This window comes from Caenispirillum salinarum (assembly GCF_044803115.1).
Classification (GTDB): Bacteria; Pseudomonadota; Alphaproteobacteria; order Rhodospirillales; family Rhodospirillaceae; genus Caenispirillum; species Caenispirillum salinarum_A.
Map to the genome: position 1 here is coordinate 2799029 of NZ_CP085224.1, position 12031 is coordinate 2811059.

Annotated in this window: 9 protein-coding genes; 2 read left to right on the forward strand and 7 right to left on the reverse strand. The window is 72.2% G+C overall.

Annotated features, from left to right (window positions below; genetic code table 11):
* Positions 1-123: 123 nt before the first annotated feature.
* Positions 124-936, forward strand: a complete 813-nt coding sequence (locus LG334_RS12785; protein WP_404378633.1) for a hypothetical protein — start codon at positions 124-126, stop codon at positions 934-936.
* 66 nt (positions 937-1002) lie between these two features.
* Positions 1003-3378, forward strand: coding sequence for a tetratricopeptide repeat protein (locus LG334_RS12790; protein WP_404378634.1), 2376 nt, complete (start codon positions 1003-1005; stop codon positions 3376-3378).
* A 48-nt stretch (positions 3379-3426) separates the two neighbouring features.
* Here the strand turns inward: LG334_RS12790 and LG334_RS12795 are convergent, their stop codons facing one another.
* The 7 genes from LG334_RS12795 to LG334_RS12825 form a co-directional block, all read right to left on the reverse strand.
* Positions 3427-3999: a tyrosine-type recombinase/integrase gene (locus tag LG334_RS12795; RefSeq protein WP_404378636.1), complete on the reverse strand. Its 573-nt coding sequence runs from the start codon at positions 3997-3999 to the stop codon at positions 3427-3429.
* Positions 3996-4160: a hypothetical protein gene (locus LG334_RS12800; protein WP_404378637.1), complete on the reverse strand. Its 165-nt coding sequence runs from the start codon at positions 4158-4160 to the stop codon at positions 3996-3998. The genes LG334_RS12795 and LG334_RS12800 overlap by 4 nt, the downstream gene beginning before the upstream one ends.
* Positions 4157-5944 carry a TnsD family Tn7-like transposition protein gene (locus tag LG334_RS12805; protein WP_404378639.1) on the reverse strand — a complete coding sequence of 596 codons (1788 nt, stop codon included), beginning with the start codon at positions 5942-5944 and terminating at the stop codon, positions 4157-4159. The genes LG334_RS12800 and LG334_RS12805 overlap by 4 nt, the downstream gene beginning before the upstream one ends.
* 4 nt (positions 5945-5948) lie before the next feature.
* A complete protein-coding gene (locus tag LG334_RS12810) occupies positions 5949-7418 on the reverse strand; it encodes an AAA family ATPase (RefSeq protein ID WP_404378640.1) in 1470 nt (489 codons plus the stop codon).
* Positions 7415-9535 carry a Mu transposase C-terminal domain-containing protein gene (locus LG334_RS12815; RefSeq protein WP_404378641.1) on the reverse strand — a complete coding sequence of 707 codons (2121 nt, stop codon included), beginning with the start codon at positions 9533-9535 and terminating at the stop codon, positions 7415-7417. Before LG334_RS12815 ends, LG334_RS12810 begins: the two co-directional genes overlap by 4 nt.
* Entirely contained in the window at positions 9532-10386 is an 855-nt protein-coding gene (locus tag LG334_RS12820) for a TnsA endonuclease N-terminal domain-containing protein (protein WP_404378642.1), read from the reverse strand. Before LG334_RS12820 ends, LG334_RS12815 begins: the two co-directional genes overlap by 4 nt.
* A gap of 76 nt (positions 10387-10462) precedes the next feature.
* A complete protein-coding gene (locus LG334_RS12825; RefSeq protein ID WP_404378644.1) occupies positions 10463-11980 on the reverse strand; it encodes a TniQ family protein in 1518 nt (505 codons plus the stop codon).
* Positions 11981-12031: the final 51 nt, after the last annotated feature.

The following is a 12031-nucleotide window of genomic DNA, read 5'->3' on the forward strand; positions in this document are numbered from 1 at the left end:
GGACCGGCGACCGCCGTCGTCAGCCGTCGATACTCCAGTTGCAGGTCGTTTCGGTCTATAACTAAGGATTGCGGTTCTGGTCGCTATCGGGTACATCGCCACGAGTTGTACGAAGGAAAACATATGGCGTTGTTACCTCTTGCCTGCGACCCGCGCCGCCAGGCGCGCGCGCCCCAGGCCGGGTTTAACTATCAGAACTGGTTGATCCTGCATGCGTGGCTCGATCTCGGCCCCGACGAATGCCTCATCGTCGAAGGAGCCGAAGACTACGACCAGATCGGGAAGACCTGCGCGGTCACCAACCAAGTGAAGCATTCCGGCGACAGCATCACTCTGACGCGACGACCGGCGGCGGTGTCGATCGGGCACTACCTTTATCATCGCGCAAAGAACGGCGACCGGGACATCAGGTACGCCTACGTCACCAACGCGCCGCCGGGCAAGGAACCGGGCTCGAAGCTCCGGACGGACTCGCGGGGTATCGAAGTATGGCGAGCGTGCATGAACCGGGACTATGACGGCCTGTCCGACGACCAGAAGCATGATCTCGAGGTGCTGCCCAACCTTGTTCGCAGGCCGGTCCAGCGGGGCCTCGGACGGGGGGCGTCCATTCAGGCGGTAGAACGTGACGCGCTGACGTATGCGGCGGGCTTTCTCGATAACCGTACTTCTCGCGAGTTCCACGAGGAAGTGATCGCTAATTTTATTTGGAGCACCGAATGTCCGAGCGCCGAAGACCTCGCGACGGCCATCGTCGGAAAACTTCGGCAGCGGTGCGACGAATGGCAGGCAAGTCCCGGTATGGTGGCATCGAGTTGCCACCGCCTCTACTACCGCGTCGTCGAGGCGGCCACGGGTTACGATGGCGGGCGGTTGGATGCAGCCGTCTTGTACGCCGTAGTCGAAGAACACATCGACGTCGTGACGTCGCCGTGATGTGGTGAAGACTGCCGATCTTGTTGGAGATATACGGTGACATGCATTCGCCACGGGTTTCCCACGTTGCCCGAGGACTTCACGGGCCGGGCCGACGTCCGCCGCATGCTCTCGGACTGGTGGCGGGACGGCAGTCCGATCTTTCTTCTGCACGCGATCGGTGGCATGGGCAAGTCGGTCCTCGCCGGAATCTGGATCCAGTACGACCTGTCTGAAAGGGCGGGCGGCGGTGCCGAGACGGAGGCCTGCGGCCGTCTACAGCCGTCGCTCGTGTACTGGTGGAGCTTTTATCGACCCGCCTCGTCATTTCGTAAGTTCCTGGCGGCGTTCTTCAGGGAAACCGGCGGCGACGCGAAGCGTGATTCCGATGATCCGGAGGCGCACTTCGATCATCTGTGCCAGGTTCTCGAAGATCGAAGGGTGCTTCTGGTCCTGGACGGGTTCGAGCGCGAACTGAAGGAATATCTTCGGGAAGCGGGTGGCCGTCGCCGTTCGGGCAGGGGCGGCGACGCCATTGATCCGCTCGCCGACGAACTCCTCCGGCACCTGACGCGCTGCAAAACGGCGGGGCGCGTCCTGATGACGTCGCGGATCGTGCCGACGGTCCTGGCCGGCTCCTCCGAATGTGTGCGCGTGCACCCGTTGACGGGGTTGACCGACGGCGAGGTCGTCGATTTCTTCCGCACCAATGGAATCGAGGGCGACGACCGGAATATCGTTCAGGTGAGCGCACTCTACGGGCATCATCCTCTGGCCTTGAGACTGCTCGTCGGACGCCTCGGAATGGAACAGAAGCCGCATATCGATCTTGCCAAGCGATGGGACGTCACGGACGGCCTACGGGCCAGATCGTCGCACGTTCTAGAGGTGTCCTTCGCAGGCTTGTCCGAGCATGAAGCGGAGATCATGCGGGTGCTGGCAGCGGAGCCCGACGACGTTGACCGCAGCATGGTGACGATCGTCTTCCCGGGCATCGACGAGATCGATGCGGCCCTTGAATCTCTGCAGCGACGGGCCCTCGTGCAGTTCGAGGCGGAAGCGGTGACGCTTCATCCGGTCGTCCGCGCCCATGCGGCGAAGGTTCTGCCCGCGAAGCCGAGCGACCACGCCGCTCTGGCCCACGGTTTGTATTTGGCGAGCTTACCGCCTCCCGTGAAGGCGCTGAAGCTAGTATACCATCAGTCGAGAGCTGAACATTACTTTGAAGCGGCAAAGCTGTTCTACAATATTTTTGGGGATTTGTTCTACAGCGGCCTGTACTACGAGGAAATCTTGTCTGCCGCTGAAGGGTTCTTCGACGGCTCGAGCGACATTCCCCTCGGCTCGCTACCGCCGGACTACGCCACCTTCGTCATGACGGCTCGGGCGCACTGCATACGTCGCCTCGGCGATCTCGAGCAGGCGTTGCGGGTTTTCGGGGAAACGCTGCGAATCGACGTGGAGGCCGGCAACGGGTTCAATGAGGGCATGACCTGCCTCAACAGCGGCGAGATCCTCATCGCGCTGGGTCGTCTCGAGGAGGCAGAGAACATGCTCTCGCGGGCCCTGAACGCGAACAGCGTCGACGGACGGATCGTGTCGCGCCACGACATGTTCAGGGGAAAGCTCCTGTCGCTGATGAACCGGAAAGAGGGAGCTCCGCTTGCGGCGGAGGCTACCCGTTTCCATCGCGCCGAACTGGACGGAACGCCCGGAGGTCACCAGAAACTCTGCGTGGCTCTCTGCTACGAGGCCGAGACGAACCACTACCTGGGGCGAGCCGAAACAGCGCGGGCGCTCGCCGAAAAGGCGCTCGAGCACGCCGCGAATACCGGGTCGTGGCGGGAAAGGGCCCGGACGACGGTGACTGCGGTGCTGTGCGACTCTTCCGACCCCTGCGACCACCAGACCTTCGTCCGGCGGGCGGAAGAGGCCGTGGCGACTTGCCGGGCGGGCCTTCAGCTCGAACTCGAGGTGCAGGCGCTCGTTCTGCTCGCCGGAGCCCACGCGCGCGGAGGCGCGTGGGGTAACTGCCGACGTCAGGCGATGCATGCCGCACGGATGGCCGCGGCCATGGGCCTCCAGCATCGCCTCGCCGACGCGCATCTCCTTCTCGCCGAAGCCATGAGCTCTGCGGGTCTGGAAGAGGACTTCCTGTTCCATCTCGGGCGGGCGCGGGAGTGTATCGGTCAGGCCCCGTACCACTACCACCGGGGCGCGACCGCGGCCGCAGTACTCGAGGACCGACACGCGGCAGGAGCGCTCAGTGCGCCCCGGACGGACGACGGCGGCAGCGTCATCATCGGCAAGGCTCTGTCCTTGAAGCTCGGAAGCCGGCCTCTTCCCGCTAAGAGTTTCGATTTTCCTACTGGGAATAACGATCTTCCGATGCGCCCACGCCGCGGGAAGAACCGGCGCCGAAGCACGAAGGCGCCGCCCAAGGGACGAACCCGCAACCGCTAGTTTTTCGTCGTGCGCGGCGTCCGTGAAGAACCTCGGACCCGAAGTCCGCTACTCCGGCGTCGGCAGCGTCTCGACGTGCCCCTCCCAGGGGCGCTCGAGGCGGACGTAGCGCAGGGCGGCGGCGACGCTGCGGTGGCGCGTCTGGCGCATGATCTGCCACGTGGCGGCGCCGGCGAGGGCGGCGCTCGTCGCCCAGCCGGCGCGCAGGCTGTGGCCGCCGAAGTCGCCGGCCAGTGCGGCGGCGGCCGCCCGGCGCTGCACGATGCGGGCGACGGTGCGGCCGCACAGGCCGCCGCCGATCCGCCCCGCCCGCACGGTGCGCAGGAGCGGCCCCGGGGCGGTCCCGCGCACCGTCAGCCATGCGGCGAGGGCCGCCGCGGGACACAGCGCCGGGTCGGGATGAGCGGGCAGGAACACCGCCTGGTCGGGGCCGGTCTTGGCGGTCGCGACGCGCAGCACGAGGCCGCGCGGCAGCCGGTCGACGTCGGCCAGGCGCAGGGCGGCGAGTTCGCCGCGGCGCAGGGCGCCGCCGTAGCCGAGCAGCAGCAGCAGCCGGTCGCGGCGGCCTTCGGGCGTCGCCGGCAGGTCGTCGACCAGCCGCCGCAGGCGCGCCGCCGTCATCGGCGTCTTGGCGCGCCCGCCCGGCGGGCGGCGGCGTCGGCCGGCAGGGCGCGGCCCTCGGCGGCGCACCAGGCGGCGAAGTCGGCCCAGGCGGCGCGGTAGGCGCGCCGCGTCGCCGGGGCGAGGGCGGCGGCGATCAGGGCGGCGGCGTCGGGGGTCACGGCGGCGCCTCCGCGTCCGTCCGATAACTTTGCGTTAACGGACAGCCGTGCGAAGACGGCACGCCGGCGTAGCGCCGGCCCGTGGCGCGCGCGATCAACGCCCACAGGCGCGGCAGCCGCGCCCGGTTCGCCATCACCGTGTCGTGCGCTTCGAGCGCCGCCGCCACCGCCGACGCCGTCGTCGACCCCGGAGCGGCGGCGAGATGCGCCGCCGCCGCCGCCGTCCAGGCGGCGTCGCGCGCGTCCCAGTCGACGCCGCGGTCGCCGGACCGCCGCGGCGGCCGCCGCAGCGGCGCGTGCGCCGCGTACCAGGCGCGGTCGTGGCGCAGAAGGAACCGGTAGGCGGCGCGCGCCGGCGCCGGCAGATCGGCGGCGCGGCCGTCGGGCCGGCGGGCGCGTTCGGCCCGCCACGCCGCCCGCGCCGCCGCCCGCGCCGCGGCACGGCGGCGGCCGCGGCGGTCGGCGCAGCGCGGCCGCGGCCGCCAGTCCGGCCGTTCGACGCCGAGGCGGTCGGCGTGGCGGCGCACCGTCTGCGGCGCGACGCCGAGACGGCGCGCCAGCGCGCGCAGGCCGAGGCCGCCGGCGCCGACCAGCCGCACGAGGGCGCGTTCCCACGCGGCGCCGGGCGCGACGAGGGCGGTCTGGCGCGGCCGCGCCGGCCGCCACCGGTAGACGAAGCCGCAGGCGCCGCAGGCGATCGTCGCGGGCGCCCGCCGCGTCGCGGCGAGGGCCGCCGCCGGCGGGCCGCGGTAGCGGCGGCAGAGGGGGTTGCCGCACGGCGCGGCCGCCGTCGCGTTCCGTCCGGCGGCGGCGGCGGCGGCGGATCGGTCGATCGGCCCGAAGTCGGCGGATCCGCCGTCTCCGTCGGCGTCGCCGGGCGGCCGCAGGAGGTCGGCCAGGGGCAGCCCCGCCAGATCGGCGAGCGCGGCGACGAGAAGCGGGTGCAACGTCGCCGAGGGGTCGTGCAGCGCCCGGATCAGCACGAAGCGGAAGGTCGCCGGCGGCGGCGCCGCGCCGGCCGCGGCGAGGCGGCCGTCGGGCGCCAGCAGGGCCGCCGCCAGACGGCCGGTGGCGACGGCGCCGCCGCCGCGGGGCCGGAACCCCGCAGCGCGCAGGCCGCGCCGCAGGCGCGCCCGCACCGTCGCGGCCGGCGGTCCCGGCGGCGCCCGGAGGAGGACCCAGGCGTCCCGCGCGACGGCGCGTTCGGCCGGCGTCGGCGGCGGTCCGGCGGGCGCGAGATCGCCCGTCCCGATCACGGCGTCGAGCGGGACGACGCGGCGGCGGCGCCGCGCCTCGCCCGCGGAGAGCGTCGTGGCGCGCAGGCGCGCCGCATGGCGCGGGCAGACGGCGACGCCGGCGATCTGCGGCAGGCGCCGCCACGTCGCGGCCCCGAAGTGGGCGCGGTCGGCGGCGGAACAGGCGGGGCAGTGGCGCAGGAGCGCGGGCGGCCGCGCCGCCGCGGCGAGCGCGCCGCGCAGCGCCGGCCGGTCCCATCCCGCGGCGACCGCCGTCGCGACGGCGGCGTTCGGGGCGAACCGCGTCGCGTAGGGCCACAGGGTGTGATCGAGAAGAAGCCGCCCGGCCGTCGTTTCCGGAGCCGCCGGCAGCGCCGCCGCCAGCGCCGCCAGCGGCGGCGCGCCGTCGACCAGCCCGGGCGGCCACTCCCGGCCGAACAGCGTCCGCATGAGCGGCGCCCGCGGAGGAAAGCCCAGCGCCATGGCACACCGCGCGATCAGGCCGTACAGGGTCTCGTCGGGCCGCGGCGTCGGCAGGAAGCCCAGCATCGTCTCATTCCCCGTCGACCATGGTGCGGATGAAGCCCGCCGCCTCCAGCGCGTCGTGGGCGCTCAGGCCCTCGCGGTCGCCGGCCTCGGCCGCCTCGACGAGCTCGTTGACGACCGAGGCGGCCGGCCTCCGCGACCGCCGCTCCGGCACCGCCGGCGCCGCGGCCGGCGCGGGCGGCTCGGCGCTGGGCCCGCCCGCCGCGACGGCCGGCGCGCCGTCGGACGCGCCTGAGCGGACGACCGGACGGAGATGCCGCAGCGCCAGACGTTTCTGCAGCTCGTCGAGATGTTTGCGAAGTTCGCTCTGCTCGACGAGCGCCGCGCGGCGCACGATTTCGGGCGTGAGCCGCTCGAGTCCGCGCTCCAGCGCCCGGAACTGGGCGATGACCAGCAGGCTTGCCGCGGCACCGGGGAGACCGCGGCTGCGCTCGTGAAGTGCCGCGACGAGTTCGGCGGTGTCGGGCGCGGGCGGCCAGGTGCCGAAGGGAACGGGATCTTTGAGATACTGATGCTCGAGCAGCGCGTCGCACAGCAGCGCGAACTCGTCGTCGTTGGGCAGGGGCTCGAACCGAACTTCGCCGAGGGTGGTCGCGCGGCGGGCGTGCCGGGGATCCTCGGCGAGGAGACCGCGCGCCTCCTCGTTCCCGACGAACAGGACGGGGACGCCGACCCGGTTCATCAGACCGACGAGGAAGTTGAGAACCTTGAGACGGCCATCTCCCGGCGCCCGCCACAGGTGCTGCACCTCGTCGATCACCAGCAGGCCGAGACCCTGGAGGCGGGCTACCCGGCCCATGTGGGGAACCATCGCGTCGGTGTTCGGCGTGGATCGGGCGTAGAGATCGTAGTACCGCGTGTCCAGAAGCTCGTCCACGGCGTGAAAGAAGGCGAAGCAGAGGCTCTTCAGCGATGCGTCGTGCGGCACGTCGAGGTGGAGCCACACCAGTTGCTCCTGAAGAAAGGGCCGGCCGCGATACCGGCGGTGCGAGATCACCTGCGGGAACGGCGCCAGGGCCGCCTGGACCGAGCGCGTCTTGCCGACACCGGAGTAGCCGATCGCCGTGAGCCCCAAGGCCTGCCGGGGCGGTGCGATGGGCGCCGGGGCAGAGGTCCGGTGGCCGCGGTAATCCTCCTCCGCGAGAAAGCGGAGCGCCTCCCGCGCGACCGGATTGCGGCCCGCGTACCCCGCCCGCAGCATCGCGGCGAGCCTCCGGTGCAGGACGAAGTGGATCGACAGCGGCTGAACCACCTCGAGGATCTGCAGCACCAGTTCGGCCCGCCGCGACGGGTCGAGCGCGACGTCGCCGGGCCGGCGCGCGACGCGGCGCCGAAGCCGCTTCGGAAGGTCCACGTCCGGAACCGGGGGCGGCAGCGCTTCGGCGAACGGGTTGCCCTCGAGGTCGGGGGCGTCGGGCGTGCGGTAGATCGCCGGCACCCCGGCCGCGGCGCGCGGCCCCTCCCCGCCGGCGCTCACGGATCATCCCCGCGAAGCGACCGCGTCCGCGCCGACCACAGAAGACCGGCCCGGGACGGCGGCGCAACCTCTGCGGCCTCGCAGGGCGCGGAGCCGTCCGCGATTTCGGTCGGCGCGCGCGGCGCGCGTGCCGCGGCGATCTCGTCCCGACGGGCGGCACGGACATCGGACACGTCCGGCGCCCGCCGGCCGCTCGCCGCCAGGGCCTCGGCCCGCGCCGCCCGCGCCGTCGCGTCGACGGCGTGGGCGTCCCGCCGGAATCGCAGCTCTTCCTCCATGTCGCCGGCGGCGACCGCGTTTCTCCCGCCCCTCTCGAACGCCAGCAGATCGGCGGCCTCTTCCCAGGTGAGGCTTTCGAACCGCGCGAACTTCGGCATCAGACGCGCTGGAGCGGTTCGACCGTCCGGATCGAGGAGTACCGTCAGCGTCGTCACGTCGTCCGGATCGTACTGCACGTCGACGTGGCGCGCGCGCCGGCCGTTCCACCGCAGGAACCACCCCTCGTCGCGACCCGCCGGACAGTCGTAGAGGAGCCTCCGGAAGCGGATGCCCTCGGCGGTCACGCTGGCGCGGCCGCGTCGCCCGAACGCGAGCGCGACGCGGGCGGGATCGGCTGCGCGGGGCGCGCCGTAGCGCTCGACGCCGAACCGCCACGCCTCGATCGGACTCGGCATCCGTCCGTCGGGCGCGAGCCAGCCGGCCGGCGGCGTCGCGAGCCGCGCCGTCCGGTTGTGCTTCAGGACGAATCCGACGAGCACGCGCGCCACGTCCGGCAGGGTCAACGTCGCCGTCGCCGGATCCGCGGTTCCGGCTTCGCTTGCCGCGTAGCCGCCCGGCCTGTCCTTGACGGCGTCGTTGCGGACGATCCGGAACCGACTCTCGACCAGCCCCTTGAGGTCGCCCCGCAGCGGCGGAAGGTTCGTGACGGTGATCCCGAGTTCCCGGGCCGGAGTTTCGATGGCGGTCCCGGTGAACTCCGCCCCGCGATCGCAGACGATCTCCTTCGGAACGGCCGGACGCGGGCACTCGTCGTCGTCGACGTCCAGCCCGAACGACCGGAAGAAGGCGGTCTGATCGGACAGCGCCCGCGCGAGCGTGTCGGCCGCGCTCGCGTACGACGGACCCTGGAGGCCGACGTGCAGGCCGAGGATGCAGTGCGAAAAGCGGTCGATGACGGCTTCCACGACCGGCTTCCCGATGCAGCGTCCCGGCGTGGCCCGACTGAGGACGTATTCGTCGATGATCGTGGCGTCGATCTCGTAGACCGCGCCGGGCCCGCCCGCATCGTCCGGAACGCGCCCGCTGACGTCCCTGTGCTCGAGGTCGAACCGCTGCCGGCCGACGCGGTGCCGCAGACGAACGACCGCAGGTTCTGCCGTGTGGTAGCGGAACTGCGCGAGGCTCGGAAAGCGGCCGTCCTCCGGCAGCCTGACGATGCGCCGGCCGACCGCGTCGACCGAGGCGACCGTGAAGTACTGGTCGAGAGTCAGATGGTAGGCATCGCGCAGCGTGCGGCCGGGGATCAGAAACCGGCGGCGCCCGGCCCGGAGAAGATGGGCTTCCGCCGCGCCGACGTTCATTCCGCCCTGGGGGTCCCCCTGGCGCGGCCTGCCCCGCTTGGCCGGCCCCGGCTCCCGCCTTCGCCCCGGCCCGCCCCGGAGGGCGAAGCGCGGGACGAGCGCCGCCCTGATCTGTCCCCCCTGCCAGTACGCGCGGAGCCACGTCCGCAACGTGTGCGGTGACACGCCAACCGCCTCCGCGGCGGCCCGGACGAGGGCCGGGCTCCGGTCCGGATCGAAGAGCGGTTGCGTCGGATCGTCGACCAGAGGTCCGATCGCGGTCCAGCGCTCTTCGACGCCCGCCCGTTCCGCCTCGGTGAGATCCTCGTCGCGCCGCGCCGCAGGCTGCGCCGGGTCGCGGCCGCAGGCCACCAGATCCCCGTCGGCCAGGGCTGCCGCGAAGACCTCGCGCCCCCGGAGTTCCGGCCACGCCAGCCGGTCGACGACGTCGATGACGACGGCGGGGGCCGCCGGCCCCAGCCTCAGAATGCGGAACACCGGCCCCCGCATGCCCCGCTCGGCGGTCATGACGACATCGTTCACGCGCCATTCCGTCATTCCGCCGCCTCCCCGGCCGCCGGGTCCGGGCGCCATTCCACCCCGTCGGCTTCGATGCGCGCCACATCCCGCGGCACCGCCGGCGGGGGACGGTCGGGAAGAAGCGGACGGCGCAGGCCGACCAGCCACCACTTTCGCGCCAACGCGACGCGGACGAGCGCCAGCGCCGTCCCCGCCGGCCATCTCCGGGCGGCGTCGGCGGCGGCGCAGCGGGCGGCGACCGGCGCCGCGCCGGGTGCGGAGACCGCTTCGTGGACCGCCGCCTCGCGCCGGAGCAGCTCGTCCCGACTAGCAGTGTCGGCGGGGGGGCGGCGGTCGGATTCGATCCACCGCAGCATCCGGACGGCGTCCTCCGGCAGTTCCCGGTCGGTGACGAGAGACCACCGCACGCCCCGGACAGTCCAGTAGCGCCGTTCGATCTCGAGCTTCTCCAGGGTTCGGCGATTGGCGAGACGGTCGGCCGGTTTGACGGCGATCGCCTCCGCGGCATCAATGCCGCCGGCGCGCCGGAGCACGAGGAAGTCGGTGGTCTGGACGATGAGGTCGCCGCCGCTCACAGGGTGGCGCACGCCCACGGCGTCGGCGATCACCGCCGTATCGGCGGTGGCGAGAGGAACCTGCTCCCGGATGTCCTCGACCGTCTCGGGCCACTGGAGAAACAAAAGGACGTCGTATTCGAGACGGCTCATGAGGTGATGCAGCCGTCCGCTCCGCCAACCGCTGGCACGGCTGCAGATCCCTCCCTTCACGTCGCGCACCGAGACCCACGGCCGATACGCCGCCCCCTTTCCCCGCCCGAAGCCCGCCTCGAGCCGCCGCGCTTCCGTCGCCGCCGTGTGGAATCTCGGCATCAAGAAGCCCTCCCGCATACAGCCGATCGAGCCAGTATGCGCCGACGCGGGACGTGCCGCGATTCGACAAGAAGTTCTACCCGTCCGTCTTTCGTTTCCGCTTCGTGCAGTTCTCCTCGATGAATGCCGCGAGATGCGGCAGCCGCGCCCGGGCGTTTCGGTACGCGCCCCGAACGTCCAGGCGAAGCAGCAGTTGTTCCTCGGACAGGGCGCCCGGACCACCGGGAAGCGCCGCCGCCGCCACGGCGGTCTGCGCCCTGCGCACCAGGGCGGCGTCACGCGCGGCCCAGTCGGCCACCGGCCGCCCCCGTGGGCCCGGCGCGGGCATGATCGCCTCGAATCGCTCGCGGCGACGCTCCCGAAGAAGGTGGTAACTCGTCGGCGCGCGCCGCGCGATGTTCTTGCGGGTGAGTTCCGGCGCCGCGGCGCGCACGGCCAGCAACTCGGCCTCGGCGGCGGCGATGCGGGTTTCGAGGGCGGACGGATCGTTCGAGAAGCGTTGTCGCCGGCGGGGCGGCTGCGCCGCGGCCGCGGTGCTCCGCCGTCGCGACGTCAGGGGACGATCGGCCTCCGCGCCGGGTGACGGATCCTCGAACAGGAGGCTCACCGGCCGGTCGAGAAACGCCAGAACCACCGCGTAGCGCACGAGGGCCGGACCGGTGCGTCCCGGCGCCAGAAGGGTGGGCAGCCAGCTCGCGGAGACGCCGCCTTCGCCGGCGCCCACCCCGTAGCGGATGAGCGCGTCTCCCGCCCAGTCCGCGAGCGCGGCGTGCAGTTCCCGCGTGCGCAGGACGCGCTCCGTCGCCCAGTCCCCTGCCGCCAGAATCCGCCGGAGACGCGCGGCGGCGCGATGCCGATCGGTCGACCGCGCGCCCCGCATCACGGTTGCGACGGCCGTCGCCACGCGCCGGTCGATCGGATGGCCGGCATCGGGATGTGCGGCCGGTGCGACCGTCAGGTCGAGACCGTCGAGGTCGACGTACCCCTTCTCGGGAAGGGTGCCGGTCTCGGCGGCGGCAGCGACGACGAGCGGATCGCCGTGGTCGGGACAGACGAAGACGCCGGGCGCCTGGTGATGGCGGCGCCAGTACGCGACGCCGTAGCGCGCCCGGTCGTCGTCGGCGCACCGGCGGCATGCGAGCAAGCGGCGCCCCCCGGTACGACCGGCGGTGATCCCGACGACGCTCCACGCGCGCTCGTCGTTCCCCAACATGGCCGTCAGGAGACGGCGCCGGCGCGCGCGCGGGTAGAGCGCCGCGAAATACGGGAACAACGTGTGGCGGGCGACCAGCCGAACCGCATCGAAACCCGGTTGCGGCATGCGCTCCGCGAGCGCGCTGACGCGACGCGGCAACTCGAGCGACGGTTGGCAGGCGGAACCGAAGGCCGCGTCCTGGAACAGCGGCACCGGCGGCCGCCCCATCCAGCGGTGCAACCGCGCGAGGGCGCCGTAGAGGAGTTCGTCGTCGAACAGCGGCGGGAATACGCCCAGCATCGCCTCAGGGTCCACGTCTTCGTCGAAACACGCGGTGCCGCCCTCGGGCGGCCGCACGATCGTCGTCCGGTCCGATGGTTTCGTTTCGTCGTCCAGCATGGACGTGCAGGCTCGCTTTCGGAAGTGTCCGGAAGAACGCGTGCGGCGATC